Source organism: Microbacterium sp. PA5, assembly GCF_049860775.1.
Taxonomy (GTDB): domain Bacteria; phylum Actinomycetota; class Actinomycetes; order Actinomycetales; family Microbacteriaceae; genus Microbacterium.
The window spans coordinates 699,180-725,818 of sequence record NZ_CP187567.1; the positions used below are offsets into that span (position 1 = coordinate 699,180).

Genomic DNA, 26,639 nt, shown 5'->3' on the forward strand with positions numbered 1-26,639 from the left:
GGAACCGCGAGGTCCCGGGGCTCTTCGCGCAGCAGGCGCGTCGTCAGAGCGACGCGGTCTCGCCGAGGCCGATGTTGGTCTCGTACTCGACGTCCTTCGTCTCCTTCGACAGCCACAGGGCGACGAAGGTCAGCACGGCGGAGCCCGAGAGGTAGACGCCCACCAGCCAGGGCTGCCCGTCGGCCGCCGCCCACAGCGCCACCGCGACGATCGGCGCGAGCGCCGCGCCGAGGATCGACGAGACGTTGTACGAGATCGCCGAGCCGGTGTAGCGGACGTTCGTCGGGAACAGCTCGGGGAGGATGGCGCCCATCGGGCCGAAGGTCGCGCCCATGAGCATGAAGCCGAAGATGAGGAACGCCTGCACGAGCGCGCCGCTGAACTTCGGGTCGAGCTGCGGCAGCAGGAAGACGTTGAAGAGCAGGCCGAAGACGCCGATGCCGGCGGTGATCCACAGGAGGAGCTTCCGGCGGCCGATCGCGTCGGCGACCGGGCCCGACAGCAGCGTGAAGATGCCGAAGAACACGACGCCGATGATCTGCATGATCACGAAGTCGGTGTATCCGAACCCGAGGCCGGCGACGTACGTGGCGGCGTCGAACGGCGTGCCGGCCGCCTCGGCGGCGGCCTCGGCTCCCTCGAGGGTCGCCTTCGTGCCGTACGACAGCGTGAAGCTCGTCATGAGGTAGAAGAGCACGTAGGTGGCGAGCATGATGAACGTGCCGAGGATGAGCTGACGCCAGTGGCCCCGGATGACCTCGCCGAGCGGGAACTTGCGGATCGCGCCGCTCTGCTCGGCCCGCGCGAACGTCTCGGACTCGACGAGCTTCAGGCGCACCCACAGGCCGACGATCACCATGACCGCCGAGAACAGGAACGGCACGCGCCAGCCCCACTCCAGGAACGCCTCGGAGCGCTGCGCCGGACCGTCGGGGTGCGGCAGGGCGAAGTTGATGACGAGGAAGACCGTGTTGGCGATGATGAAGCCGATCGGTGCGCCGAGCTGCGGGAAGGTGCCGTACCAGGCCCGCTTGCCCTTCGGAGCGTTCTCGGTGGCCACGAGGGCGGCCCCGGACCATTCGCCGCCGAGCGCGAAGCCCTGGAAGAGACGCAGGATCAGCAGCAGCAGGGCCGCCCACCACCCGATGTTGTCGTAGGTGGGGAGGCACCCGATGAGGAAGGTGGCGATGCCCATGGTGAGAAGCGACGCCACGAGCGTCGCCTTGCGGCCGAAGCGGTCGCCGAAGTGGCCGAAGACCACCGCGCCGATCGGTCGGGCGACCATGGCCGCACCGAAGACGGCGAAGGAGGAGAGGAGGGCGGTCGTGTCGTCGCCGGTCGGGAAGAAGAGGATCGGGAAGACGAGGACGGCCGCGGTCGCGTAGACGTAGAAGTCGTAGAACTCGATCGTGGTGCCGACGAGGCTCGCGGTGATGACGCGCGAGCGGGGGTTGGCGGGAGCGGTCGGGGAGGCGGTGTGTGACATGAGGAACCTGAACTGACGCGGAACGAGATGCGCGGTCCTCGTGGGACGAGCCGGGGGCGGGTCGCGCGGCGCGCGGGGTGGTGCGCGGGGCGGCTCGGGATGTCGGTGACGGCCGGCGGATCGCCGACGGACAACGGGTCAGCCTAAGCGGGTGCCCGCCCCGCGGCGGCGCACACGACGAACCGCCCGCCGCTGATGCGACGGGCGGTGGTGTCTGTGCGACGGACGGTCAGCGCCAGAGCACGGCGATGCCGGCGTTGAGGAGCGTCAGCAGGCCGATGCCCCAGAAGATCGCCGGGGGCACGCTCCCCGCCTTGCGCTGACGCCCCGCGCCGATGCCCAGGAGCGCGCCGATCACGAGGAGCACGACGAGCTTGGTGCCGATCTTGATGTAGTTGAGGTCGTACTCGATGCCCCACGGCGCGGCCAGCGCGAGCCCGGCGACGGCGGCGATCGCGAGGCCGAGGTGCTGCAGGCGGGTGATGCGCCGCTGGCCGGCGGCCTCCACCACCCAGGCGCCGAAGAGCACGGCGAATCCGACGAGGTGGACGAGGACGACGGCGTGGCGCAGGATCTCCATGCTCTCAGTCTAACTGAAGGTTGAGGCGAACATGTCGGACGGGGCCGTCACACTGGGGTGATGCTCTCTCCCGGTGATCCGCTCCCGCCCCCGCCCGACCGCGCGGCGGACTTCGCCGACGACTTCGCGGGGCCGCTGTCGGAGGACCGGTGGGTCGCGCACTACCTGCCGCAGTGGACCACTCCGGAGCGCTCGGCGGCGCGCTGCCGAGCGGTGGCCCGGGGGATCGAGCTGCGCATCGAGGCGGATCAGCCGGACTGGCGGCCCGAGGATGCGCCGCTGCGGGTGTCGAACCTGCAGACGGGCATGTTCTCCGGCCCGCTCGGCTCGGACGTCGGCACGCACCGCCATCGCCCGGACGGCGTGACGGTGCGCACGCCGGTCCCGACGCGGCTCCTGTTCGCCCCGTCGGCCGGGCGGGTGGAGATCGAGGTCAGCGCGAGCCGCGACCTCGGGTGCATGACGGCGGCGTGGCTCATCGGCACCGAGCACCGCACGCCTGCCGAGGCGGGGGAGATCTGCGTCTTCGAGATCGACGCCGAGGCGATCGGCGCGGGCGACCGTGTCGGGAGCACGCGCGCCCGCGTCGGGATCAAAGCGCACGGCGACGGCGGGCTCACGACGGACATGGCCGCGGTCTCCGTGCCCGTCGACGCGGGCCGCCGGCACACCTGGACCGTCATCTGGGGCGACGGCGAGACGATCGTCGGCTGCGAGGGGGTCGTGGTGCGGGTCGTGCCGCAGGCGCCGGACTACCCGCTGTTCCTGATGCTCGACGTGTTCGAGGTCGCGCCGCCCGCGGGGCGGTATCCCAAGTCGGCGGTCTTCCACGCCGTGCGCGGCTGGGAGGAGCCTCCCGCGCGTCCCGCGAGCTGAGGCCGGAGCTTCGCACGCACGCGGGCGGGCGTCAGCCGCGCAGCTCCCGCAGCAGCAGCGCGGTGCGCAGGGCGGCGTCGGCCGCCTCGGCGCCCTTGTCCTCCTTCGAGCCCGCCAGGCCTGCACGATCCAGGCCCTGCTGCTCGTCGTCGAGGGTGAGCACCCCGAAGCCGACGGGCTTGCCCGTCTCGAGCGCGACCCGCGTCAGCCCGTCGGTCGCCGCCGACGAGACGTACTCGAAGTGGGGCGTACCGCCGCGGATGATCACACCGAGCGCGACGACCGCATCGGCGCCGGCGTCCAGCGCGACCTTGCTCGCGACCGGCAGCTCGAACGAGCCGGGCACCCGCACGAGGCGCCAGGATGCGCCGGCGGCGTCCAGCACGCGCTCGGCGCCGGCGATGAGGCCGTCGGTGATCGTGTCGTGCCAGGTGCCGGCGACGACCACGACCCGCAGGCCCGTGCCGTCGATGCGGTCGACCCGGGGTGCGCCGTGTCCGCTCATGCGTGCTCCTCCTGGGATCCTGCCAGGGCGTTGTCGAGGGCGGTGCCGTCGATGATGTGCCCCATGCGCTCGGCCTTCGTGGCCAGGTACTGGTGGTTGTTCGGGCCGACGCCGACCAGCAGCGGCACCTGCTCGACGATGTCGAGCCCGAGTCCGCGCAGCTGGTTGACCTTGTCGGTGTTGTTGGTCAGCAGGCGCACGCGCTCGATGCCGAGGTCGGCGAGGATGCCGGCGGCGGCCGCGTAGTCGCGCGCGTCGGCGGGCAGGCCGAGGGCCAGGTTGGCGTCGACGGTGTCGAGTCCGCGCTCCTGCAGGCTGTAGGCGCGCAGCTTGTTGATGAGTCCGATGCCCCGGCCCTCGTGGCCGCGCATGTAGATGACGACGCCGCCGTCCTGCTCGATCGCGTCGAGCGCGGCGTCCAGCTGCGGTCCGCACTCGCACTTCAGCGAGCCGAACGCCTCACCCGTCAGGCACTCGGAGTGCACGCGCACGAGCGCCGCGCCGTCGGACAGGTCGCCCGACACGACGGCGATGTGGTCGGTCCCCGTGACGCGGTCCTTGTAGGCGAGGAAGCGGAACGAGCCGTGCGAGGTGGGCACCTTCGCCTCGGCGCGCAGGCTCACGCGGCGACGGGGGCCCTTCTCCGCCGCGGCCCCCGCGGTGCTGGTGCCGTCGAGGTGGGCGATGAGCTGCTCGATCGTGATGACCGGGACGCCCTCGCGCTCGCCGAGCTCGAGAAGACCGGGAAGACGCATCATGCTGCCGTCCTCGGCGACGACCTCGCCGATCGCGCCGACCGGCTGCAGCCCGGCGAGCCTCATGAGCTCGACCGCGGCCTCGGTGTGTCCGGCGCGCTCGCGGACGCCGCCGTCGACGGCGCGCAGCGGCAGGATGTGCCCGGGGCGGATCACCGATGCCGGCGTCGATGCGGGATCGGCGAGCACGTTCAGGGTGTGCGAGCGGTCGGCGGCGCTGATGCCCGTCGAGACGCGGTCGGCCGCGTCCACGCTGACCGTGTAGGCGGTGCCGCGGCTGTCCTCGTTGACCGCGACCATCGGCGGGAGGTCGAGGCGGTCGGCCCAGTCGGCCGGCATGGGGGCGCAGAGGAAGCCGCTGGACCAGCGGATCGTCCACGCGAGCCACTCGGGCGTGGCCAGCTCGGCCGACAGGATGATGTCGCCCTCGTTCTCGCGGTTCTCATCGTCGGCGACGATGACGGGGCGTCCCGCGCGCAGGGCGTCCAGCGCGTCGGGGATGGTGGCAAGGCTCATCGGGAGCCTCCTTCTTCGATCTGGTCGGGGTGGAAGGCGAGGAGGCGCTGCACGTGGCGCGCCAGGATGTCGGTCTCGAGGTTCACGCGCGCGCCGGGGGCGAGGGCGCCGAGCGTGGTCTTGTCGAGCGTCTCGGGGATCAGCGACACCTCGAACCAGTGCCCGGTGTCCGCGCCATCGGCGGACGACACGGCCGACACGGTGAGCGAGACGCCCTCGAGGCTGATCGATCCCTTGTCGACGACGAGCGGCGCGAGGTCCGCGGGCAGCGAGACGCGGATGACCCGCCACTGGTCTCCCGGGCGCACCTCCTGCACCTCGCCCGTGCCGTCGACGTGGCCCTGGACGATGTGGCCGCCCAGACGGGCGTGAGCGGCCAGCGCGCGCTCGAGGTTGACCTCGGTGCCGACGGCGAAGCCGCCCAGCGAGGACATGTCGAGGGTCTGCTTCATCACGTCGGCGGTGAACCAGTCCGGGCCCTGCTCGGTCACCGTCAGGCACACGCCGCTGACCGAGATCGAGTCGCCGCGCTGCGCGTCGGAGACCGCCAGCGGAGCGTGGACCGTGAGTCGCACGCCGTCGCCCGACGGCTCGACGGCGGTGATCGTGCCGCGTTCTTCGATGATGCCGGTGAACATCAGGAGATCTCCTCGGAGGTGGTGAGAGGGCGCGCGATCATGAGGAGATCGCGGCCGAGCCGTTCGACGGATGAGAGGTCCAGTCGCCGCTGGGCGTCGATCGTGCCGACGCCGATGTCGCCGACGGCGAGCCTGCTGCCGCCGATCAGCGTCGGGGCGAGGTAGACGAGGACCTCGTCGACGAGGCCCTCGCGGAGGAAGGCGCTGGCCAGCGTCGGGCCTCCCTCGACGAACACGCGGTGCGCACCGAGCTCGCGGAGGCGGCTCAGGAGGTCGGGGAGATCGTCCCCCTCGTCCTGCATGAACGGGCGCGGGTGACGCCGCACCTGCGCGTCCTGCGGCACGGCGCGGGTGCCGACGACCACGGGACGCGGCTGCGCGTCGAAGAGCGACCCGTCGGGCCGGCGCGCCGTGAGGGCGGGGTCGTCGGCCAGCAGCGTGCCGGTGCCCACGAGGATGGCGTCCGCCTCGCTGCGGCGGCGGTGGACGTCGGCGCGCGCCTCGGGGCCCGTGATCCACTGGCTGGTGCCGTCGTCGGCGGCGGCGCGGCCGTCGAGGGACTGCGCCCACTTCAGCGTGACGAGCGGGCGTCCCAGACGCTGGACGGTGAGCCAGCTGTCGAGCAGGGCCCGCCCCTCTGCGGCGAGCACTCCCGCTTCGACGTCGACGCCGGCCTCGCGCAGACGCCGGCCGCCTCCCGAGGAGTGCGCGCCCGGGTCGTCGACCGCGTAGACGACCCGCGCGACGCCCGCCGCGATGAGGGCCTCGGAGCACGGCCCGGTGCGTCCGGTGTGGTTGCAGGGCTCGAGCGTCACGACAGCGGTCGCCCCGCGGGCTCCGCCCGGAGCGAGCTTCGACAGGGCGTCGACCTCGGCGTGGGGGGTCCCGGCGCCGCGATGCCAGCCCTCGGCGATCACCTCGCCGTCGGGGGAGAGGAGGACGGCGCCCACCTGCGGGTTCAGCCCGCGGGGACCGTGGAGCGCGAGCGCCAGAGCGCGCCGCATCGCGGCGATCTCGCGGTCGGTGGCGGCCATCCTGCGTCCTTCGTCGGGTCCATCGTTCGGACTCCGGGGACGGGCGACGCCCGGGCGGATGCGCGCGTGCGCGACACCGCCTGTGCCTCCTCCCATCCGGACTAGCGCAGATGCTCTTCTCAGAACACCGTCGCATCACCGTCGGTCCCGGATTTCCACCGGATCAACCCCCGCCGAAACGCGGGCTCGCGGACTGTCACCGCCGGTTCGGATTCCCACCGACCCCGGAGCACTTCTGCTTCCGAGCTTACTCAACGCGCGACGGGACGTTTCATTCCCCGGGCCGCCAGGACGTCGACGGGCCCCGATCGTCAGGACGAGAAGGGGACGCTGCCGGCGCTGCAGTACGAGCCGGGGGAGTGCACGCCGTGCGCGATCCGCAGCTCCGCCTCGTCGTCGCCCGCCGCGCGCGGAGCGAGGTCGGCCGGGATGTTCCAGGCGAAGGCCTCCGCAGCGGGGTTGCGGCGGGCGTGCTCGCGGAGGGCGACCGGGATCAGGCGCAGCCGGCGATCGATCCACTCCGCATCCCACGGGCCCTCGGCGAGGATCTGCGCGGCCGAGCGGAACTCGTAGTAGATCGTGCGGCGCAGGCGGTTGCCCTGGACGGCTTCACTCCCGTGGACGATCATCACGTCGTGGACGAGGACGTCGCCCGGGTCGAGCTCGACCTGCACCACCCCCGGCGCGTCCCACCCGTACTCGTCCTGGAGCTGGCAGACGTCCACCGGCGCCCGGTGGGATCCGGGAGCGACCCGCAGGGCGCCCTCGCCGATGCGCGAGGCGTCGAGGTAGACGTCGACGTTGAAGATCCGCCGCGTGCGAGGGTGCACGGCGTCCTGGTGCCAGTCGATCGGCGCCCCGTCGCCGGCGTCCTTGAAGACGAGTGACTCATACGTGGGGACCGCGTCGGCGCCGGCGAGGCTCTCGGCGATGCCGAGCACCGCCGGGCTCCCGAGCAGTTCCAGCGACGCGGGCTGCCCCTTGCCGTGCAGGTAGTCGACCCGGAACAGGCGGGAGGCGCCGCCGCGGTGCGCGAACTGGTAGTCGGCGCGGGCGGGATCGTCGGCGGCGACCGCGCGTCCGTCGCGGATCCACGCGTCGGCGGCGTCCTGCAGGCGTGCGAGCAGCTCGGCGGGGATCCGGTTCTTGAGGACGAGGTATCCGTCGCGGTCGAACTGCTCGATCTGCGCGGCGGTGAGGTGGTAGTCGCGGGTCCGGGGTGCGGTGAGGGTCGAGGCGGCCATGATGCTCCAGAGGTCGGATGGCGGGTGTTCTCTCACGCTACGGACGCGTATCCCGTGATTCTTCCGCCCATACGTGCAAGAATTCCGGGATCATGAGTGCGCACGACGTCGACCGGCACACCTTCGGGATCGACTGCTGGCGCGGGCCCGTCCAGCCGATGGTGCGCGCGCACCGTCACGACGACATCGAGGTGAACGTCGCCGACGTGGACCTCACCTACGTCATCGACGGGCGGACGCACGTGCTCCCTGCCGGATCGGTGTCGCTGTTCTGGGCGGCGCGTCCGCACCGGCTGGACGCGTCGTCGGGGGCCGGCCGTCAGGCGTGGGTGACGATCCCGCTCGCCCGCGCCCTGGCGTGGGGGCTGCCGGGCGAGGTGGTCCGGCGCCTCGTGCACGGCGAGGTGCTCACGACGCGCACCCACCTCCCGCTCTCGGCCGGCGCCGCCGAGGAGTGGGCCGAGCGCGTGGGGCGCTGGCAGCGGGAACTGCACGACGCCGGTCCGCACGCCGAGGTCTCGCGGCGCGTCGCCCTCATGGAGATCGAGGCGGCGGCCTCGCGGTGGGCGTGGACGGTGGACGGCGAGGACGGCGACGCGGTCGGCGACGCGCCCCGACCGGCGACCGGTCACGCCGGCGCGATGATCGCCTACCTCTCGGAGCACGCCCGCCACGACGTCACCGTCGCCGATGTCGCGGCGCACGTCCACCTGCATCCGCAGTACGCGATGACCCTCTTCCGGCGCGCGGTGGGCATCACCGTGGGCGAGTACCTGGCCCAGTGCCGCGTCGCGCACGCGCAGCAGCTGCTGCTGTCGACCGAGCTCCCGGTGCCCGACGTCGGCTTCGCCGCGGGGTTCCGCTCGCTGAGCCAGTTCTACGACCGCTTCGGGCGGATGTGCGGCGAGTCGCCGGGGGCCTACCGCCGGCGACTGCGCGAGGCGGGGCCCGCCGGCCTCGGCGAGGCGCGCACGGGCGCCCTCACGCCGACTCGCGCCAGATGACCTCGCACTCGAGGAGCACCTCGCGGGGAGGGCTCTCCCCGCGCAGCTGACCGAGCACGAGCGCCGCGGCGTGACGCCCGAGGTCCTCGGCGGGCTGACGCACCGTCGACAGCGGGGGGAGGGTGCGTCCCGCCCAGGCGCTGTCGTCGAAGCCGACCACCCCGACATCCCCCGGCACGCTCCGGCCGGCCGCGCGCAGGGCTTCCATCGCCCCCGCGGCGACCGCGTCGGAGGCGGCGAAGACGCCGTCGATCTCGGGGTGGCGGCGGAGGAGGGCTTCCATCGCCGTGCGACCGGAGGAGTAGGAGTAGAGCGGCACGGGCTCGACCAGATCGGGATCGAAGCGCGCGCCGAGGGCGTCGGTGAACCCGGCCAGCCGCTCGGACCCGGAGTCGCGGTCGAGGGCGGCGGCGATCATGCCCACCCGCCGGCGCCCGGTGGCCAGCAGCCGCTCGGTGATCGTGCGGGCCGACCCGCGGTTGTCGATGACGACGAAGGCCGCCGAGGTCGCGCCGGGGGGATGCCCGACGAACGCCGCCGGCAGCTTCAGCCGCTCCACCACGCGTCCGACGGGGTCGTTGGCGCGTGCCGACACGATGATCGCGCCGTCGACCGCGCCGCCCGACAGGTAGCGCGCGACGCGGTCGGTGTCGCGCTCGGAGTCGACGATGAGCACCGCCATCTGGTGATCGGCGTCGGAGAGCGCGGCGTTGGCGCCCAGGAGGATGCCGCCGATGTTGGGGTCGTCGACGAACAGGGAGTGCGGTTCGTGGACGATGAAGGCGATCGACTCGGTGCGCTGCATCACGAGATGCCGGGCGGCGGTGTTCGGCACGTAGCCCACCTGGGCGATCGCCGCCTCGATCGCTTCGCGCGCACTCGCCGAGACGTACGGGTCGCCGTTCACGTAGCGGCTGATCGTGCCGCGCGAGACGCCCGCGACGACAGCCACGTCGTGGACTGTTGCTCGCCGCGGTCGCGGTCCGTTGGCCGACACGCCCCCACCTTAGCGCTCGCGGGGGTTGACACGGCCGTTCGTCGCTGTCATTCTGTGTACGTTCACAGAAGCTCAGAGCCGAACTTCGCTCTCCGAATCTGTGCACGTGCACATATCGCCGAAGACGCCGATGGGGGAATGTCGTGAACATCGCTGTGGTCGATCTCGAGCGCTCCTCGACGAAGCCGCGCTACGAGCACCGCGGGGTCGACTTCGGCTGCGACTACAACCCCGAGCAGTGGGACAGCGCCGTCTGGCGCGAGGACGTCGCCCTCATGCGGCAGACCGGGATCTCGCTGGTCGCGATCAACGTCTTCGGCTGGTCGGATCTGCAGGGGCCCGACGGCTCCTTCGACTTCTCGCGCCTGGACGAGATCATCGGGCTGCTCCACGAGAACGGCATCCGCGTGAACCTCGGGACGGGCACGGCCTCGCCGCCGCCGTGGCTCACGACGCGTCACCCCGAGATCCTGCCGATGGCCGACGACGGCACCCGGCGCTTCCCCGGCGGCAGGCAGGCCTGGTGCCCGAGCTCGCCGGTGTTCCGCGCGGCCGCGCTGGAGCTCACCCGCGCCGTCGCCGAGCGCTACGGCAGGCATCCGGCGCTCGCGCTCTGGCACGTGTCGAACGAACTGGGCTGCCACAACGCGCACTGCTACTGCGAGGAGAGCGCTGCGGCGTTCCGCGGCTGGCTGCGCCGTCGCTACGGCTCGATCGACGAGCTGAACCGGGCCTGGGGCACGAGCTTCTGGTCGCAGCGCTACACCGCCTGGGACGAGATCGGCACGCCCCGCCGCACCCTCTCCACCCGCAACCCCTCGCAGGTGCTCGACTTCTCGCGGTTCAGCTCCGACGAGCTGAGGTCCCACCTCGTCGCCGAGCGCGAGATCATCCGTCGGCACAGCGAGGTGCCGGTGACCACGAACTTCATGGTCACCGCGCACATCCGCGAGCTCGACTACTGGCAGTGGGCGCCCGAGGTCGACGTGATCGCCAACGACCACTACCTCGATCACCGCCTCGACGACCCGACCTCCGAGCTCGCCTTCGCCGCAGACCTCACGCGCGGTCTCGCCGGCGGCGACCCCTGGATGCTGATGGAGCACGCCACCGGCTCCGTCAACTGGCAGCCCCACAACCTGGCCAAGCTCCCCGGCCAGATGCTCCGCGACTCGCTGGCGCACGTGGCCCGCGGCGCCGACTCGGTGTGCTTCTTCCAGTGGCGCGCCTCGCTCCAAGGATCCGAGAAGTTCCACTCGGCGCTCGTCCCGCACGCCGGCACCGACTCCCGTCTCTGGCGCGAGGTGCAGGAGCTCGGCGACGCTCTGGGCCGGCTGGGCGAGGTCGCGGGAACGCGCGTGCGCGGCGACGTCGCGCTCCTGTTCAGCTGGGAGGCCTGGTGGGCCTTCGACGCCGAGAACCGCCCGAGCGAGTCGGTCGCCTACCTCGACCAGGTGTGGGCGACGCACCGGGCGCTCCGCGAGGCCGGCGCCACGGTCGACGTGCTCGCGCCGGGGACGCCGCTCGACGGATACCGGCTCGTCGTCGTGCCCGGCCTCCATCTGGTGCGCGACGCTCACGCGGCTCTCGTCGACGACGCGGTCCGCGCGGGCTCCCACGTCCTCGTCACCTTCTACAGCGGCATCGTCGACGAGCAGGACCGCGTCCGTCCGGGCGGGTACCCGGGCGTCTGGCGCGACCTGCTCGGTCTGCGCGTCGAGGAGTTCGCACCGGTCCTGCCCGGCGACGCGGTGCGCCTCGCGTCGGGAGCGCTCGCCTCGCTGTGGACGGAGCGCGTCGTCGCGGTCGACTGCGAGGTGCGCGACCGGTTCGACGGCGGCCCCGCCGACGGCGCGCCGGCCCTCACCCGGCGCCCCGGTGCCGCGGGCGCGGGCGATGCCTGGTACCTCGCGACCTTCCCCGATGCGTCCGGGCTGGCCCGCATCGTCGACGAGGTCCTCGCCGGCGCCGGCGCCGCGCGGCTGGACGGTGCCCGACCGGGCGTCGACGTCATCCGGCGGGTCGGCGGGGACCGCAGCTACCGCTTCATCATCAACCACACCGCCGCCGACGCGGTGGTCCCTGTCCGCGGCCGTGAACTCCTCACGGGCGCCGCGGCGACGGGGGAGCTGCGCGTTCCCGCCGGCGCCGTCCGAGTGATCCGAGAGGATGCTGTGCGATGACCGCCACCGAGGCACTGCTCACGACCGAGCGCACGCGACGGGCGTCGCGACGCGCGCGGGTGCACCACAAGTCCGCGATCGCGTTCTTCGTCGTCCCCTTCGCGGCGCTGTTCGTGATCTTCTACCTGATCCCGATCGGCTACGCGATCGGCAAGTCGCTGATGGTCGTCGAGCGCGAGGGCACCTTCGGCGAGGCGCGCGAGGTGTTCGGCGGACTCGCCCAGTACGCCCTCGTCTTCCAGAGCGAGCCCTTCTGGTCGTCCGTGGGCCGGGTCCTGCTCTTCGGCATCGTGCAGGTGCCGGTCATGCTGGGCCTCGCACTGGTGTTCGCCCTGCTGCTGGACTCCCCGCTCCTGCGCGGCAAGCGGTTCTTCCGGCTGGCGTTCTTCGTCCCCTACGCCGTTCCCGGCGTCATCGCGGCCATCATGTGGGGCTTCCTGTACTCGCCGAACCTCTCGCCGTTCGCGGTGCTCACCGGCTCGGTCGACTTCCTCTCCGCCGACCTCGTGCTGTGGGCGATCGCCAACGTCGTCACGTGGGTGTTCGTCGGCTACAACATGCTGATCATCTACTCGGCGCTGCTGGCGATCCCCACGGACATGTACGAGGCCGCGCGGCTCGACGGCGCCGGTCAGTTCAGGATCGCGTGGTCGATCAAGATCCCGATGGTGCGCTCCTCGCTCGTGCTCACCGCCATCCTCTCGATCATCGGAACCCTCCAGCTCCTCGCCGAGCCGCAGGTCTTCCGCTCCTTCAGCTCGGCCGTCACCAGCACGTACACGCCCAACATGACGATCTACGCGACCTCGGCGATCCCGAACGTCAGCCTCGCGGCGGCGTTCTCGGTCGTGCTCGCCCTGGCGACCTTCGCGCTGTCGTTCACGTTCCTGCGCATCACCCGACGGAAGGCAGACGCATGAGCCGCACAGCCGAACTCACCGTCCCCGCACGGCGTGCCCCGCGTGTCGCGCGCCCCCGCCGGCCGAAGGAGAACCCGTTCTCGCGCACGGCCGCGATGCTCATCATGGGGGTCTTCACCCTCTACTTCCTGGTGCCCGTCTGGTGGCTCCTGGTGGCCTCCACCAAGAGCCGGGGAGACCTGTTCTCGACCAATCCGCTGTGGTTCGCCGATCTCGCCTTCGGCGAGAACCTGACCGCGCTGCTCTCGTACGACGACGGCGTCTACCTGCGCTGGATCCTCAACAGCCTCGGCTACGCCGGCGGCGGGGCGCTGGTGGCCACCCTCCTGGCCGGCATGTGCGGCTACGCGCTGGCGAAGTACCGCTTCCCGGGCCGGGAGCTGATCTTCAACGTCGTGCTCGGCGGCGTGCTGGTGCCGGCGACCGCCCTGGCCCTCCCGCTGTTCCTGCTCTTCAGCCAGGTGCAGCTCACCAACACCTTCTGGGCGGTGTTCCTCCCGAGCGTCGTGAGTCCCTTCGGCGTCTACCTCGCCCGCGTGTTCGCCGAGGCCAGCGTGCCGGACGAGCTGCTCGAGGCGAGCCGGATCGACGGCTCGGGCGAGATCCGCACCTTCTTCACCGTCTCGATCCGCCTGATGGTCCCCGCCCTCATCACGGTGTTCCTCTTCCAGTTCGTCGGCATCTGGAACAACTTCTTCCTGCCGCTCATCATGCTGCGCAGCGACGAGCTGTTCCCGGTGACGTACGGGCTCTACGCGTGGAACTCGACCATCAACCAGTTCCCCGAGCTGCGCACCTTCGTGCTGATCGGCGCGCTGCTGTCGATCGTCCCGCTCATCATCACTTTCCTGCTTCTTCAGCGGTACTGGCGCTCGGGTCTGGGCGCCGGCGCGCTGAAGTCCTGACCCGGCCGGTACCAGCCGGAAACCCTGCACGTCCCACCAAGAAAGAGAGATCATGCGACACATGAAGAGAGCCGCCGGTGTGGCGGCTGCCGCCACCCTGGCCCTCACACTCGCGGCCTGCTCCTCGGGCGGCGAAGGCGACACCGGCGACGCCGCCGGCGCCTGCGAGCCGTCCGGGGGCGACGTCACGCTCACGTTCACGTCCTGGATCCCCGGCATCGAGGATGCCGTCGAGATCTGGAACGAGGCCAACCCCGACATCCAGGTCGAGGTCCAGACCGGGCCCTCGGGCAACGCCGGCACCTACCAGAACTTCTTCAACCAGCTCGAGGCCGGCAACGCGCCCGACCTCGGCCAGATCGAGTACGACGCCCTCCCGAACTTCCGGGTGCAGGACGGCCTCGAAGATCTGGGCGCGTGCGCCGACGTCGTCGCCGCGGAGGATCAGTTCGTCGACTGGACCTGGGGGCAGGTGACCCTCGGCACCGACGACGAGGTCTACGGCATCCCGCAGGACTCCGGACCCATGGCGCTGTTCTACCGCAGCGATCTGTTCGAGGAGAACGACATCCCCGTGCCGACCACGTGGGAGGAGTACAAGTCCGCGGCGGAGAAGATCCGCGAGCTCGGCGGGTACATCACGAACTTCTCGCAGACCGACATCAACCAGTTCGCCGGGTTCGTCTGGCAGGCCGGCGGTCAGTGGTTCGCCAACGACGGCGAGGCCTGGACGGTCGAGCTCACCGGAGCGGAGTCGACGACGGTCGCCGACTACTGGCAGGACCTCATCGAGAACGACCTGGTGTCGACCTACCCGGCGTGGACCGACGAGTGGAACAACGCGTACAACTCGGGTGAGGTCTGGACCTGGAACTCCGCAGTGTGGGGCGCCAACTCCATCGCCAGCGGCGCACCCGACACGGCGGGATCCTGGTCGGTCGCGCAGGCCCCGCAGTGGAACGCGGGCGAGTCGACCGCCGGAAACTGGGGCGGCTCGTCGATCGCCGTCTTCTCCGGTACCGACCACCTCTACGAGGCGGCGAAGTTCGCGCTGTGGCTCAACACGTCCGAGGAGGCGCTGACCTCGCTCAACACGACGGCCGCGATCTACCCGGCGACCACGGCGGGCCTGGAGCTGCCGGCCCTCCAGGAGGGTGTGGAGTTCTACGGCGGCCAGAAGATCTACGAGGTCTTCGCGGAGGCCGCGGGACAGGTGAGCCCCGACTTCGTCTGGGGTCCCACCATGACCCAGACCTACGCCGACGTCTCGGACGGGTTCAAGAACGCCGTCTCGGGCTCGGGTACGCTCGCTGATGCCCTGGCCGCCGGTCAGACCTCGACGATCGCGGCGCTGAAGGCCCAGTCGATCCCCGTGGCGGAGTAAGGACCAGCGTGATCCATCACCTCCGCGCCGCGGGCGTCGGGTTCATCCTCGACACCCGCGGCGCGGCGGCGCCCGCCGTCCTCCACTGGGGACGTGACCTGGGCCCGCTCACCGACGCCGATCTGATCGAACTGGCCGACGCCGCCGTGCCCGCCGTCGCGCCGAGCTCCGTGGATGCGCCGCTGCGCGTCTCCGTGCTGCCGGCCCTCGCCGACGGGTGGACGGGGCGTCCCGTGCTCTCCGCCGACGGCGTGCGCGGACCCGGCACCCTCACCGGCAGCCGGCGCGCCGAGCGGGAGCTGCGGACGACCACGTCCTGGGGCGACCTGCACGTGGACACCCGCTGGGAGCTCACCGACGAGGGGGTGCTGCTCGTCGCGCACACCGTGCGCAACGACGGCGACGCCCCGGTGCGCCTCGGTGCGGCCGACCTGGCCCTGCCGCTTCCCGGGCGGGCGCGCGAGCTCCTGGACTTCCACGGCCGCTGGGCGGCCGAGCGCCGGCCGCAGCGGCAGCAGCCGGGCGTCGGCGTGTGGCTGCGCGAGACGCGCCACGGCCGCGGGGGACACGACGATCCGTTCCTGCTGCTCGCCGGGGTGTCCGGCTTCGGCTTCCGCGACGGCGAGGTCTGGGCGCTCCATCTCGCATGGAGCGGCGACAAGCGACTGTGGCTCGAGCGCTCCGAGCTCGGGGCGACGGTGTGCGCGGCGGGCGAGGTCCTCGACGATCTGACGCTCGGCCCCGGCGAGCACTACACGTCGCCGACCCTCGTCGCGGCGTGGTCCGGCGCCGGCATCGACGGGCTGTCGGACCGCTTCCACCCCTGGATCCGGTCGTGGGCGGGCGGGCCGTCGCGGGCGGGCGGGCTGAGGCCCCGTCCGGTCACGCTCAACACGTGGGAGGCGCTGTACTTCGACCACTCCCTGGAGCGGGTCGCACCGCTGGTCGACCGCGCGGCGGAGGTCGGCGTGGAGCGATTCGTGCTCGACGACGGCTGGTTCCGGGGTCGCACCGACGACCGGCGCGCGCTCGGGGACTGGGAGGTCGACGAGACCAAGTGGCCCGAGGGCCTGGACCCGCTCATCGCCCGCGTCCACGAGGCGGGCATGGAGTTCGGGCTGTGGATCGAGCCCGAGATGGTGAGCGAGGACTCCGACCTGGCCCGCGCGCACCCCGAGTGGATGCTCACCGCACCGCCGGCCGTGACGTGGCGCTGGCAGCACGTGCTCGACCTGGACCATCCCGATGCCTGGACGTACGTGTACGACCGGGTGGACGCCCTCCTGCGGCGCTATCCCATCGCCGCCCTCAAATGGGACCACAACCGCGATCTCCTCGCACCCGGCACAGGACGTCAGGTGCGCGCGCTGTACCGGCTGCTCGACGCGCTGCGCGCCGCGCATCCGGCCGTCGAGATCGAGTCCTGCGCGTCGGGCGGCGGCCGCGTCGACCTCGAGATGCTGCGGCGCGTCGAGCGCTTCTGGCCGAGCGACACGAACGACCCGCTCGAGCGCCAGGGCATCCAGCGCTGGACGGGCATCCTGATCCCGCCCGAGCACCTCGGCTCGCACGTGGGCGACGCGCGCGCTCACACGACGGGTCGGGTGAGCGACCTGTCCTTCCGCCTCGCGACGGCGCTCTTCCTGCACGCCGGGATCGAGTCCGATCTCACCCGGCTGTCCGACGCCGAGCGCGACGGGCTGCGACGGGGCATCGCGGTGCATCGCGAGCTGCGCCCCCTGCTGCACTCCGGCCGGGTCGTCCGCGCCGATCTCGCCGACGGGGTCCTGGTCCACGGCGTCGTGAGCGCGGACGGCCACGAGGGCGTGTTCAGCTACGCCGTCCTCGACCGCCCCGGCGGGGCGATCGTGCCCCCACTGGCTGTCCCCGGCCTCGATCCGTCGCTGTTCTACCGGGTCGACGTCGTCGGGCTGGGGGAGACCACCGCGATCCAGGACGCAGCCCCGCCGTGGTTCGCGCACGGTGCCCGGCTGTCGGGCGCCGCCCTCGCGGAGGGCGTCCTGGCGATGCCGCTGCTGGCACCCGGCGGCGCCGTCGTGCTGCGGGTGCGGCACGCAGCCCTTCCACGGGAGAGCGACGTAGCCTGGACGCAGGGGAAGGACGCATCATGAGCACCACACAGGCACCGGGCGGAACCGCCGCGCTGCGGGCGCGCCCGTACGCGGATGTGCTGATCATCGGCGGCGGGATCAACGGCCTCGCGACGTTCCGCGACCTGGCGCTCCAGGGCGTCGACGTCGCCCTCGTCGAGCGCGGCGACTTCGTGTCCGGGGCGTCGGCGGCGTCCAGCCACATGATCCACGGCGGCATCCGCTACCTCGAGAACGGCGAGTTCCGGCTCGTCCACGAAGCCGTCACCGAGCGCAACGACCTCCTCCGCATCGCACCGCACTACGTGCGCCCCCTGCAGACGACGATCCCCATCTACTCGACGTTCTCCGGCATCCTCTCGGCGCCGCTGCGGTTCCTCCGCCATGGCGGGGGCGCCCACCGCGAGCGCGGCGCAGCGCTCATCAAGATCGGGCTCGTGATCTACGACTCCTTCTCGGGCGGCGGCGGGCTCTTCGGACGCAGCCGGGTGCCGCGGCACACCTTCCACGGCCGTCGCCGGTCGCTCGAGCAGCTGCCCCAGCTGAACCCCGGTGTGCGCTACACGGCCACGTACTGGGACGCGTCGCTGCACGACCCCGAGCGACTCGCCCTCGACGTGCTGCGCGACGGCGTGGCCGCCGGCGGCGACCGCGCGCGTGCCGCCAACTACACCGCCGCCGTCGGAGCCGACGACGGCAAGGTCGTCGTGCGCGGGGAGGACGGCGAGGACTTCGCCTTCACCGCGTCCGTCGTGGTGAACGCCTCCGGCCCCTGGACCGACCTCACGAACCTGGCACTCGGCGACCCCACGCACTACATGGGCGGGACGAAGGGCTCGCACGTCGTCCTGGACCACGATGAGCTCCTCGCCGCGACCGGCGGGCGGGAGCTGTTCTTCGAGCACTCCGACGGGCGCATCGTGCTGATCTACCCGCTCAAGGGACGGGTGCTGGTCGGCACGACCGACCTCGAGCACGACATGGCCGACCCGATCGTGTGCACCGAGGCCGAGGTCGACTACTTCTTCGACCTCATCGGCCACGTCTTCCCCGGCATCGCCGTGGACCGCTCGCAGATCGTCCACCGGTTCGCGGGCGTGCGCCCGCTTCCCGGGCACGGCGACCTCGCGCCCGGGTTCGTCTCGCGCGATTACCGCATCGAGGTCCAGCGCCTCGGCGGATCGACCGGCGCGGCCGTCCTCAGCCTCGTCGGCGGCAAGTGGACGACCTTCCGGGCATCGGCGGCCCACCTCGCCGATCGCGTGCTGGAGCTCCTCTCGGTGCCGCGACGGCGGACGACGAAGGGGCTGCCGATCGGCGGCGGAGCCGGCTACCCGCTGACCGAGCGGGCACGGCGCCAGTGGGTCGCCCCCTACGCCGCGACTGTCGGCACCGAGCGTGCCATCCGCCTGCTCGACCGCTACGGCACCGTCGCGGCCGATGTCGTGGCGGCGCTGGGCGAGGACGACCGGCCGCTGCGGACGGCCCCGGACTACAGCACGGGCGAGCTGCGCCACCTGGCGCGCACCGAGCAGGTGGTCCACCTCGACGACATCCTCCAGCGACGCACCAGTCTCGCCTTCGTCGGGCAGGCCTCGGCCGAGGTGGCCGCCGAGATCGCGGAGGCGGTCGCGCCGGTGCTGGGATGGGATCCCGAGCGCCAGGCCGCAGAGGTCGCGCGCGCTCTGGCGGCGGTGCGCGCCGCCGAGCCGTCGCCCTCCGACCGGGCCGACCGCGTCACGCGGTAGCGTGGCAGCATCCGTGCGCCGGCGCGTTCGCGCGCCCGATCCGATGAGGAGACGACGATGTCCAGCCACGTGATCGCCCTCGACCAGGGGACGACCTCCACCCGCGCGATCGTGTTCGACCACGCGGGTGCGATCGTCGCGACCGCCCAGCGCGAGCACGAGCAGATCTTCCCCCGCGCCGGGCGCGTCGAGCACGACGCCCGGGAGATCTGGACCAACACGGAGTGGGTGCTCGCGCAGGCTCTCGCGAACGCGTCGCTCACGGCCTCCGACATCGCGGCCGTCGGCGTCACCAACCAGCGCGAGACGGTCGTCGTCTGGGACCGCCGCACCGGCGAGCCCGTCCACAACGCCCTCGTGTGGCAGGACACCCGCACCCAGCCCGCGGTGGACCGCATGATCGCCGCCCGCGGCGTGGACGCCTTCGCCGAGCAGACCGGGCTCCCGCTCGCGACCTACTTCTCCGCATCCAAGCTCGCGTGGATCCTCGAGCACGTCGACGGCGCCCGCGCGGCCGCCGAGGCCGGCGACCTGCTGTTCGGAACGCCCGACAGCTGGGTGGTGTGGAACCTGACCGGCGGCGTCGACGGCGGCATCCACGTCACCGACGTCACCAACGCCAGCCGCACGCTCCTCATGGACCTCCGCACCCTGGACTGGTCCGACGAGCTGCTGGAGGTCTGGGGCGTGCCGCGCGCGATGCTGCCCGAGATCCGCTCGTCGTCCGAGGTGGTGGGCGAGGTGGCGCGTCCGGCGGAGCTGGCCGGTGTGCCCATCGCCGGCATCCTCGGCGACCAGCAGGCGGCCACGTTCGGGCAGACGGCCTTCGACGCCGCGGAGTCCAAGAACACCTACGGCACCGGCAACTTCCTTCTCGTGGGGACCGGCACCGAGATCGTGCGATCACGCGCCGGGCTCATCACCACGGTCGCGTACCGGTGCGCAGACGAGCCGGCGCATTACGCCCTCGAGGGGTCGATCGCGGTCACCGGCTCGCTCGTCCAGTGGCTGCGCGACAACCTCGGCATCATCCGCAGCTCCGAGGAGGTCGAGACGCTCGCCGCGACCGTCGACGACAACGGCGGCGCCTACTTCGTGCCCGCCTTCTCGGGACTGTTCGCCCCGTACTGGCGACCCGATGCGCGCGGAGCCCTCGTCGGTCTCACGCGGTACGTCACCAAGGCCCACATCGCCCGCGCGGCCCTGGAGGCCACCGCCTTCCAGACCCGCGACGTGATCGAGGCGGTGCAGGCCGACTCGGGGCACACCCTCGACGAGCTGCGCGTGGACGGCGGCATGACCCGCAACGACGTGCTCATGCAGTTCCAGGCCGATATCCTCGGCATCCCGGTGGTGCGCCCGGAGGTGATCGAGACGACCGCGCTCGGCGCCGCCTACGCGGCGGGGCTGGCAGTGGGGGTCTGGCGCGATCGCGACGAGCTGCGCACGCACTGGCGGGAGGGCGCCCGCTTCGAGCCGCAGATGGATGCCGACGAGCGCGCCCGCCGTTACCGGCAGTGGAAGAAGGCCGTCACGAAGTCGATCGACTGGGTCGACGACGACGCGCGCATCCTCATGGGGACCACCGGCTGAGCCGTCGCTCGGCGCCGTGTGCCGCCGGGCGACGAACAGGTGACAGTCGTCGTCGCCATCCGGGGTCCGCCGCGACGACGAGTGCCCACCGAACGCGCTCGGTCCGCGCGCCGCATGAGCCGGACGTCACTTCAGCAGGCGGGACAGGCGCCGGTCGGCGAGGATCTTGCCGCCGGTCTGGCACGTCGCGCAGTACTCCAGGCTGTTGTCCGCGAAGAAGACGCTCCGCACGACGTCGCCGCACACCGGGCAGACCTCGCCGCGACGCCCGTGCACGGACATGCCGCGTCGCTTGGCGTCCTTGAGTTCCGCCGGCGGCTTGCCGGTCGCGGCGGCGACGGCCTCGGTCAGCGTGTCCCGCGTGGCCGCGAAGAGCCGGTCGACCTCGGCGTCGTCCAGCGTCGCAGCCAGCGCGTAGGGCGACATCTTCGCGGCGTGCAGGATCTCGTCGGAGTACGCGTTGCCGATCCCGGCGACGACGGACTGGTCGCGCAGCACACCCTTGATCTGCGTGCGCCGCCCCGCCAGCAGTCCCGCGAGGGTGTCGCGGGTGAACGCGGGATCGAGCGGATCGGGCCCCAGGCGGGCGATCCCCGGGACGTCCTCCGGACGGCGGGCGGCGTAGACCGCGAGCGACTTCTTCGTCCCGGCCTCGGTGAGGTCGAAGCCCGACCCGTCGTCGAACCCCACGCGCAGGGCGATCGGCGTCTTGCCCGGCCGGATCACGGTGCCCGGCAGCTCGTCGTACCACCGGAGCCAGCCGGCCTTCGCGAGGTGGAACACCAGATGGGGCACGCCCGTCTCGTCCGAGGCATCCGTCGCGAGGTCCACGAACTTGCCGTGCCGCTGGGCACCCGTGACCGTCGCGCCCTTCAGGCGGTCGATCGGCGGGTCGTACGTCTTCAGCGCGGCGATGTTGGCCACCGTGACCTTCGTCACGGCGAGCCCCCTCAGTCTCGCGTCGAGGAAGTCGACCAGACCCTGCACTTCCGGCATCTCGGGCATGACGCCATCCTGCCACTGCCGGACGACCCGCCGTCAGCCGGCAAGCACCGGCCACTCCTGGGGCGTGCGGTCATCGCCGGGGAGGAGCCCGGCGATCCACGCGTCGTCGCGTCGTCCGGAGCTGTGCAGCAGCGCCTGCCGCAGCAGTCCCTCGTAGCGGAAGCCGAGCGCGCGCGCCGCGCGTGCCGAAGCGATGTTGCCGGCCACTGCGCGCCACTCGATGCGGGCCAGGCCAAGACCCCGCTCGCCCTCGGCGGGGGAGAAGCCCCAGTCCACGACGGCCCGCGCCGCCTCCGTCAGGAAGCCGCGGCCACGCGCGTCGGGCGCCATCCAGTAGCCCAGCTCGCCGTCGCCGCGCCCGAGGCGGTGAAGCCCCACCATCCCCGACAGCATCCCGTCCCGGCGGACGGCCCACGTCGTCTCGGTGCCGGCGTCCCACCACGCGGCGGCCTTCTCCACGAAGCCCTCCGCGTGCGCGCGCCGGTACGGCGTGGGCACGGTGGTGTAGCGCTGCACCTCGGGGTCCTGGCAGGCCGCGAAGATCGCGTCGACGTCTCCGGCCGTCGGGACGGAGAGCTCGAGACGGTCGGTATGCAGGGTCACCGGTCGCATGCCCCGACCCTAGCGCCGTGGCTCGGACGGCGTCGGATCACCGGGCCGTGCCTACGGGCGAGCCCGGCGCGAGGATCACACGCGGCGGAGGAGCCCCACCTTGTCGTACACGTCGGCGAGCGTCGCGCCGGCCACCTCGTCGGCGCGGGCGGCGTTGGCGGCCAGCACGCGGTCGAGCTCGGCGGGGTCGGCGAGAAGCTCGAGGGCGCGCTCGCGCACCGGACCGAACTCGTTCACGACGACCTCGGCGAGCCCCTTCTTGAAGTCGCCGTAGCCGCGGCCCGCATACTCGTCCTCGATCGAGCCGATCTGGCGTCCGGTGAGGGCCGCGTAGATCACCAGCAGGTTGGACACGCCCGGCTTGGCCTCGCGGTCGTAGCGCACCGAGCCCTCGGAGTCCGTGACCGCGCGCATGATCTTCTTCGCCGAGACGGCCGGGTCATCCAGCAGCCACAGCACGCCCGCGTCGGACTCCGCCGACTTCGACATCTTCGCGGTCGGCGTCTGCAGGTCGTAGATGCGCGCGGTGTCCTTCTGGATCACGGGCATCGGCACGGTGAACGCCGTGCCGTAGCGCGAGTTGAAACGCTCGGCGAGATCGCGGGTCAGCTCGACGTGCTGCTTCTGGTCGTCGCCGACGGGCACGATGTCGGTCTGGTAGAGCAGGATGTCGGCGGCCATGAGCACCGGGTAGGTGAACAGGCCGACGTTGGTGGCATCCGTGCCGTAGCGCTGCGACTTGTCCTTGAACTGCGTCATCCGCCCGGCCTCGCCGAAGCCCGTCAGCGTCGACAGGATCCACTGCAGCTCGGCGTGGGCGGACACGTGGGACTGCACGTACAGCGTGGACTTCGAGGGCTCGATGCCGGCGGCGATGTACTGCGCCGCCGTGCGACGGGTCTTCTCCCGCAGCTCGGACGGATCGTTGGGCTGCGTGAGCGCGTGCAGGTCGACGACCGAGAAGAACGCGTCGTAGGCCTGCTGCAGGTCGCGCCACTGCATGAGCGCCCCGATGTAGTTGCCGATCTGGAGGGAGTCGGCCGAGGGCTGCATTCCGGAGTACAGGCGGGGTTTGCTCACCTCCCAATCCTACGGGCGCCGGCACCGCGCGGATATTCACGGCCCGGGGGCCCGCCGCGCCGGCGACGGGCGTCCTAGCGTGGGATCTGGTGGACCAGAGATGTCCGCCGGGCCCGCAGGCACGATCATGGACGATCGACAGACGACGTTGACGGGGGCGCTCGGCGACGAGAGCCCCGGACGGAGTGCGCCGCGACAGCGGAGGGCCGCCTTCTTCGTGTCCGACTCCACCGGCATCACGGCCGAGACCCTGGGCAGCGCGCTGCTGGCCAACTTCCCCGGCATCGACGTGGAGCACCACACCCTCCCGTTCGTGGACGGCGACGTCCGGGTGGAGGAGGTGCTCGCCGAGGTGGGGAGAGCCGCCGCGGCCGGGCTGGCGCCGGTGGTCTTCACCACCGTCAAGCAGGCGTCGCTGCGCATCGGACTGTCTGCCGCCCCCGCGCTGGTGATCGACCTGCTGGGCGGGCCGCTCGCCCGGCTGGAGGAAGCCTTCGGCGTGCGTTCCTCGGAGCTCCCGGGCGCCTACCACGGCCTCGGCGACCTGGAGAAGTACCACCGGCGCATGCGGGCGGTCGAGTATGCGATCGAGCACGACGACGGTCAGAGCCTGCGCGCGCTCGACCTGGCCGACGTGATCATCGTCGCGCCGAGCAGATGCGGCAAGACGCCGACGACGATGTATCTCGCATTGCAGTACGGCCTGCTCGTCGCGAACTATCCGCTGACCGACGACGACTTCCCGACCGAGATGCTGCCGGGTCCGCTCGTCCGCTTCGCCGCGCGCTGCTTCGGGCTGACCACGACGCCGGTCCGGCTGACCGAGGTGCGCACCCAGCGCCGCCCCCGGTCGCGCTACGCGAGCCTCGAGCAGTGCACGCTCGAGCTGCGCCGCGCGGAGGAGCTCTACCGGCGCGCGGGCGTCCCCTTCGTGAACTCCTCGACGAAGAGCGTCGAGGAGATGTCGGCCGTCATCCTGCAGACCATGAAGCTGCGGACGTGACGGCCCCGATCCGAGGTGAAAGAGAAGTACGAGGTGAATGAGATGGACAACATCCTGTGGTTCCACGACATCGGCATGGCGGACCTGCCGCAGGTGGGCGGCAAGAACGCGTCTCTGGGGGAGATGGTCTCGGCCCTGACCGGTGCCGGCGTCCGGGTGCCCGGCGGATTCGCGACGACGGCCGACGCCTACCGCGCGTTCCTCGCCCAGCAGGGCCTGGCGGAGCGCATCCAGGCCGCCGTCGGCGCCCTGGACATCTCCGACGTGGCGGAACTGGCTCGCGTGGGGGCCGAGGTCCGGGGCTGGATCGAGGCGCAGCCGTTCCCCGCGGATCTCGAACGGGACATCCGCGACGCGTTCGGCGAGATGCTCGCGGGCGACCCCGAGCCCGCCCGCGTCACCTGGGCCGTGCGCTCCAGCGCCACCGCCGAAGACCTCCCCGACGCGTCCTTCGCGGGGCAGCAGGAGACCTTCCTGAACATCGGCGGCATCGAGAACGTCCTCGCCGCCGTGCATGAGGTGTTCGCGTCGCTCTACAACGACCGCGCCATCGCCTACCGGGTGCACAACGGATTCCCGCACGAGGAGGTGGCCCTGTCGGCGGGCATCCAGCGGATGGTCCGCTCCGACATCGGCGCGTCCGGCGTCCTGTTCACCGTCGACACGGAGTCCGGGTTCGATCAGGCGGTCTTCGTCACCAGTGCCTACGGACTGGGCGAGGCCGTCGTGCAGGGTGCGGTGAACCCCGACGAGTTCTACGTGTACAAGCCCGCGGTGCGCGCCGGTCGCCCGGCGATCCTGAAGCGCCAGCTGGGGGAGAAGGCGGTCGCCATGCGCTACGCCGATGACGTGCAGGTGGGCGCGTCGACGCGGTTCGTCGACGTCGAGGCGGACGACCGGGCCCGCTTCAGCATCACCGACGCCGAGGTGGAGGAGCTCGCCCGTCACGCGCTGGTGATCGAGGACCACTACGGTCGCGCGATGGACATCGAGTGGGCGCGCGACGGCGTCGACGGCCTGCTCTACATCCTCCAGGCGCGGCCCGAGACGGTCGTCTCGCGCAGCGGCGGTGCCGTGCTCACCCGCTACGTGCTCGCCGAGCGGGGCGAGCCGCTCATCACCGGGCGCGCGATCGGGCAGCGCATCGGCGCCGGGCCGGTGCGCGTGCTGGCGAGCATCGCCCACATGGACCGGTTCCAGCCCGGCGACGTGCTCGTCGCCGACATGACCGACCCGGATTGGGAGCCCATCATGGCGAAGGCGTCGGCCATCGTCACCGACCGGGGCGGACGCACCTGCCACGCCGCGATCATCGCGCGCGAACTGGGCATCCCCGCGGTGGTCGGCACGGGCTACGCGACGCGCGCGCTGCACGACGGCGCGGAGGTCACCGTCTCGTGCGCGGAGGGCGACGACGGGATCGTGTACGCGGGCAGGCTCGCGTTCTCCGAGGAGGAGACGAGGCTGGACGACATGCCCCCGCTGCCGGTGCGGATCATGATGAACGTCGGCACGCCCGACCAGGCCTTCGGGTTCTCGCGGCTGCCGCACCGCGGCGTGGGCCTGGCCCGGCTGGAGTTCATCATCAACCGCCAGATCGGCATCCACCCGCGGGCGCTCCTGGAGCGGGACCTGTTGCCCGAGCCCCTGCGCACCGAGATCGATCGCCGCACCGCCGCCTACGCGAGCCCGCGCGAGTACTTCGTCCGGCGCGTCGCCGAGGGTGTCTCGATGATCGCGGCGGCGTTCGCGCCCGAGCCGGTGATCGTGCGGCTGAGCGACTTCAAGTCGAACGAATACGCCGGCCTGCTGGGCGGTGAGCGCTACGAGCCCGTGGAGGAGAACCCGATGATCGGCTGGCGCGGCGCCTCACGCTACGTGTCGCCCGACTTCGCGGCGTGCTTCCGCATGGAATGCGACGCGCTGCGCTTCGTGCGCGAGGAGATGGGGCTCACCAACGTGAAGGTCATGGTGCCGTTCGTCCGCACCCTCACCGAGGCCCGCGACGTGGTGGCACTGCTGGCCGAGAACGGTCTGCGCCGCGGTGAGAACGGCCTCGAGGTCGTCATGATGTGCGAGATCCCGTCCAACGCGCTGCTGGCCGACGAGTTCCTCGACGTGTTCGACGGGTTCTCCATCGGCTCCAACGACATGACCCAGCTCATGCTCGGCCTCGACCGGGATTCGGCTCTGGTCGCCGCCGGGTTCGACGAACGCGATCCGGCGGTGCTGCGGGTGCTCGGACTCGCGATCGACGCGTGCGTGCGACGCGGGCAGTACATCGGCATCTGCGGACAGGGCCCCTCCGACCATGCGGACTTCGCCCAGTGGCTGGTCGAGCGCGGCATCGGATCGATCTCGCTCAACCCCGACACGGTCGTCGAGACGTGGCTGGCGCTCGCGCGCCGGCATCAGCAGCTGCTGCCGGTCGGGTGAGGCAGCGCACGAGCGAGACGCGCC

The 26,639-nt window shown here is 71.9% G+C and carries 22 protein-coding genes and 1 riboswitch; of the genes, 11 read left to right on the top strand and 11 right to left on the bottom strand.

Going from position 1 to position 26,639, the window contains the following annotated elements:
• Positions 1-43: 43 nt before the first annotated feature.
• Together ACPWUT_RS03215 and ACPWUT_RS03220 are read right to left on the bottom strand one after the other, a co-directional pair.
• Positions 44-1,486, bottom strand: coding sequence for an MFS transporter (locus ACPWUT_RS03215; RefSeq protein WP_284529670.1), 1,443 nt, complete (start codon positions 1,484-1,486; stop codon positions 44-46).
• 229 nt (positions 1,487-1,715) lie between these two features.
• Positions 1,716-2,066, bottom strand: a complete 351-nt coding sequence (locus tag ACPWUT_RS03220) for a Fe-S protein (RefSeq protein WP_284529672.1) — start codon at positions 2,064-2,066, stop codon at positions 1,716-1,718.
• Positions 2,067-2,126: 60 nt separating this feature from the next.
• Here ACPWUT_RS03220 and ACPWUT_RS03225 point away from each other — a divergent pair, with 60 nt between their 5' ends.
• Entirely contained in the window at positions 2,127-2,942 is an 816-nt protein-coding gene (locus tag ACPWUT_RS03225; RefSeq protein ID WP_425840574.1) for a hypothetical protein, read from the top strand.
• Between the two features lie 31 nt (positions 2,943-2,973).
• Here ACPWUT_RS03225 and ribH read toward each other — a convergent pair whose 3' ends face one another.
• The 5 genes from ribH to ACPWUT_RS03250 form a co-directional block, all read right to left on the bottom strand.
• Complete coding sequence (gene ribH / locus ACPWUT_RS03230) at positions 2,974-3,447, bottom strand: 6,7-dimethyl-8-ribityllumazine synthase (RefSeq protein ID WP_284529675.1); 474 nt, start codon at positions 3,445-3,447, stop codon at positions 2,974-2,976.
• Positions 3,444-4,718, bottom strand: coding sequence for a GTP cyclohydrolase II (gene ribA, locus ACPWUT_RS03235; protein WP_284529676.1), 1,275 nt, complete (start codon positions 4,716-4,718; stop codon positions 3,444-3,446). Before ribA ends, ribH begins: the two co-directional genes overlap by 4 nt.
• A complete protein-coding gene (locus ACPWUT_RS03240; protein ID WP_284529677.1) occupies positions 4,715-5,356 on the bottom strand; it encodes a riboflavin synthase in 642 nt (213 codons plus the stop codon). Before ACPWUT_RS03240 ends, ribA begins: the two co-directional genes overlap by 4 nt.
• Positions 5,356-6,390: a bifunctional diaminohydroxyphosphoribosylaminopyrimidine deaminase/5-amino-6-(5-phosphoribosylamino)uracil reductase RibD gene (gene ribD, locus ACPWUT_RS03245; protein WP_425840579.1), complete on the bottom strand. Its 1,035-nt coding sequence runs from the start codon at positions 6,388-6,390 to the stop codon at positions 5,356-5,358. Before ribD ends, ACPWUT_RS03240 begins: the two co-directional genes overlap by 1 nt.
• A gap of 80 nt (positions 6,391-6,470) precedes the next feature.
• A riboswitch (FMN riboswitch) is annotated at positions 6,471-6,625 on the bottom strand.
• A 76-nt stretch (positions 6,626-6,701) separates the two neighbouring features.
• On the bottom strand, positions 6,702-7,634 hold the full coding sequence (locus ACPWUT_RS03250; RefSeq protein ID WP_425840582.1) for a phytanoyl-CoA dioxygenase family protein: 933 nt from the start codon (positions 7,632-7,634) through the stop codon (positions 6,702-6,704).
• A gap of 92 nt (positions 7,635-7,726) precedes the next feature.
• Between ACPWUT_RS03250 and ACPWUT_RS03255 the strand changes: the two genes are divergently transcribed.
• Complete coding sequence (locus tag ACPWUT_RS03255) at positions 7,727-8,638, top strand: helix-turn-helix domain-containing protein (RefSeq protein WP_425840585.1); 912 nt, start codon at positions 7,727-7,729, stop codon at positions 8,636-8,638.
• On the opposite strand, the gene ACPWUT_RS03260 is transcribed toward ACPWUT_RS03255, so the two are convergent.
• Complete coding sequence (locus ACPWUT_RS03260) at positions 8,616-9,590, bottom strand: LacI family DNA-binding transcriptional regulator (RefSeq protein ID WP_284529682.1); 975 nt, start codon at positions 9,588-9,590, stop codon at positions 8,616-8,618. The two genes, ACPWUT_RS03255 and ACPWUT_RS03260, sit on opposite strands and share 23 nt — an antisense overlap.
• 188 nt (positions 9,591-9,778) lie before the next feature.
• On the opposite strand from ACPWUT_RS03260, the gene ACPWUT_RS03265 reads away from it, so the two are divergent.
• From ACPWUT_RS03265 to glpK, 7 genes are read left to right on the top strand one after another with little or no spacing between them, the layout of a single operon-like run.
• The gene (locus ACPWUT_RS03265; protein ID WP_425840589.1) at positions 9,779-11,818 is read left to right on the top strand and encodes a beta-galactosidase; all 2,040 of its coding nucleotides are present in this window, start codon (positions 9,779-9,781) and stop codon (positions 11,816-11,818) included.
• Positions 11,815-12,738: a carbohydrate ABC transporter permease gene (locus tag ACPWUT_RS03270; protein ID WP_284529685.1), complete on the top strand. Its 924-nt coding sequence runs from the start codon at positions 11,815-11,817 to the stop codon at positions 12,736-12,738. Before ACPWUT_RS03265 ends, ACPWUT_RS03270 begins: the two co-directional genes overlap by 4 nt.
• Positions 12,735-13,643: a carbohydrate ABC transporter permease gene (locus tag ACPWUT_RS03275; protein WP_425840593.1), complete on the top strand. Its 909-nt coding sequence runs from the start codon at positions 12,735-12,737 to the stop codon at positions 13,641-13,643. Before ACPWUT_RS03270 ends, ACPWUT_RS03275 begins: the two co-directional genes overlap by 4 nt.
• A 52-nt stretch (positions 13,644-13,695) precedes the next feature.
• Positions 13,696-15,027, top strand: coding sequence for an ABC transporter substrate-binding protein (locus ACPWUT_RS03280; protein ID WP_425840596.1), 1,332 nt, complete (start codon positions 13,696-13,698; stop codon positions 15,025-15,027).
• Positions 15,028-15,035: 8 nt separating this feature from the next.
• Positions 15,036-17,159, top strand: a complete 2,124-nt coding sequence (locus tag ACPWUT_RS03285; RefSeq protein ID WP_425840599.1) for an alpha-galactosidase — start codon at positions 15,036-15,038, stop codon at positions 17,157-17,159.
• Complete coding sequence (locus ACPWUT_RS03290) at positions 17,156-18,886, top strand: FAD-dependent oxidoreductase (protein WP_425840602.1); 1,731 nt, start codon at positions 17,156-17,158, stop codon at positions 18,884-18,886. Before ACPWUT_RS03285 ends, ACPWUT_RS03290 begins: the two co-directional genes overlap by 4 nt.
• Positions 18,887-18,943: 57 nt before the next feature.
• Entirely contained in the window at positions 18,944-20,479 is a 1,536-nt protein-coding gene (gene glpK / locus ACPWUT_RS03295) for a glycerol kinase GlpK (RefSeq protein ID WP_425840605.1), read from the top strand.
• Between the two features lie 126 nt (positions 20,480-20,605).
• On the opposite strand, the gene ACPWUT_RS03300 is transcribed toward glpK, so the two are convergent.
• The 3 genes from ACPWUT_RS03300 to trpS all read right to left on the bottom strand — a co-directional run bounded on the left by ACPWUT_RS03300 (position 20,606) and on the right by trpS (position 23,176).
• Complete coding sequence (locus ACPWUT_RS03300) at positions 20,606-21,484, bottom strand: Fpg/Nei family DNA glycosylase (RefSeq protein WP_284529691.1); 879 nt, start codon at positions 21,482-21,484, stop codon at positions 20,606-20,608.
• Positions 21,485-21,517: 33 nt separating this feature from the next.
• Entirely contained in the window at positions 21,518-22,096 is a 579-nt protein-coding gene (locus ACPWUT_RS03305) for a GNAT family N-acetyltransferase (RefSeq protein ID WP_284529692.1), read from the bottom strand.
• A gap of 75 nt (positions 22,097-22,171) precedes the next feature.
• Positions 22,172-23,176 (bottom strand): tryptophan--tRNA ligase, encoded by a 1,005-nt coding sequence (gene trpS, locus ACPWUT_RS03310; RefSeq protein ID WP_284529693.1) that lies wholly within the window; start codon positions 23,174-23,176, stop codon positions 22,172-22,174.
• Positions 23,177-23,303: 127 nt separating this feature from the next.
• Here trpS and ACPWUT_RS03315 point away from each other — a divergent pair, with 127 nt between their 5' ends.
• Positions 23,304-24,179: a pyruvate, water dikinase regulatory protein gene (locus ACPWUT_RS03315; protein ID WP_425840611.1), complete on the top strand. Its 876-nt coding sequence runs from the start codon at positions 23,304-23,306 to the stop codon at positions 24,177-24,179.
• Between the two features lie 42 nt (positions 24,180-24,221).
• Positions 24,222-26,615, top strand: coding sequence for a phosphoenolpyruvate synthase (gene ppsA, locus ACPWUT_RS03320; protein ID WP_425842169.1), 2,394 nt, complete (start codon positions 24,222-24,224; stop codon positions 26,613-26,615).
• The last annotated feature ends 24 nt before the right edge of the window (positions 26,616-26,639 follow it).

What these genes read in the sequence shown, in the direction of transcription:
- ACPWUT_RS03240 (WP_284529677.1), bottom strand. Translation starts at nt 5,356, where the DNA reads ATGTTCACCGGCATCATCGAAGAACGCGGCACGATCACCGCCGTCGAG.
- ribD (WP_425840579.1), bottom strand. Translation starts at nt 6,390, where the DNA reads ATGGCCGCCACCGACCGCGAGATCGCCGCGATGCGGCGCGCTCTGGCG.
- ACPWUT_RS03220 (WP_284529672.1), bottom strand. Translation starts at nt 2,066, where the DNA reads ATGGAGATCCTGCGCCACGCCGTCGTCCTCGTCCACCTCGTCGGATTC.
- ppsA (WP_425842169.1), top strand. Translation starts at nt 24,222, where the DNA reads ATGGACAACATCCTGTGGTTCCACGACATCGGCATGGCGGACCTGCCG.
- ribA (WP_284529676.1), bottom strand. Translation starts at nt 4,718, where the DNA reads ATGAGCCTTGCCACCATCCCCGACGCGCTGGACGCCCTGCGCGCGGGA.
- glpK (WP_425840605.1), top strand. Translation starts at nt 18,944, where the DNA reads ATGTCCAGCCACGTGATCGCCCTCGACCAGGGGACGACCTCCACCCGC.
- ACPWUT_RS03215 (WP_284529670.1), bottom strand. Translation starts at nt 1,486, where the DNA reads ATGTCACACACCGCCTCCCCGACCGCTCCCGCCAACCCCCGCTCGCGC.
- ACPWUT_RS03290 (WP_425840602.1), top strand. Translation starts at nt 17,156, where the DNA reads ATGAGCACCACACAGGCACCGGGCGGAACCGCCGCGCTGCGGGCGCGC.
- ACPWUT_RS03305 (WP_284529692.1), bottom strand. Translation starts at nt 22,096, where the DNA reads ATGCGACCGGTGACCCTGCATACCGACCGTCTCGAGCTCTCCGTCCCG.
- ACPWUT_RS03250 (WP_425840582.1), bottom strand. Translation starts at nt 7,634, where the DNA reads ATGGCCGCCTCGACCCTCACCGCACCCCGGACCCGCGACTACCACCTC.
- ACPWUT_RS03300 (WP_284529691.1), bottom strand. Translation starts at nt 21,484, where the DNA reads ATGCCCGAGATGCCGGAAGTGCAGGGTCTGGTCGACTTCCTCGACGCG.
- ribH (WP_284529675.1), bottom strand. Translation starts at nt 3,447, where the DNA reads ATGAGCGGACACGGCGCACCCCGGGTCGACCGCATCGACGGCACGGGC.
- ACPWUT_RS03275 (WP_425840593.1), top strand. Translation starts at nt 12,735, where the DNA reads ATGAGCCGCACAGCCGAACTCACCGTCCCCGCACGGCGTGCCCCGCGT.
- ACPWUT_RS03270 (WP_284529685.1), top strand. Translation starts at nt 11,815, where the DNA reads ATGACCGCCACCGAGGCACTGCTCACGACCGAGCGCACGCGACGGGCG.
- ACPWUT_RS03280 (WP_425840596.1), top strand. Translation starts at nt 13,696, where the DNA reads ATGCGACACATGAAGAGAGCCGCCGGTGTGGCGGCTGCCGCCACCCTG.
- ACPWUT_RS03255 (WP_425840585.1), top strand. Translation starts at nt 7,727, where the DNA reads ATGAGTGCGCACGACGTCGACCGGCACACCTTCGGGATCGACTGCTGG.
- ACPWUT_RS03225 (WP_425840574.1), top strand. Translation starts at nt 2,127, where the DNA reads ATGCTCTCTCCCGGTGATCCGCTCCCGCCCCCGCCCGACCGCGCGGCG.
- ACPWUT_RS03315 (WP_425840611.1), top strand. Translation starts at nt 23,304, where the DNA reads ATGGACGATCGACAGACGACGTTGACGGGGGCGCTCGGCGACGAGAGC.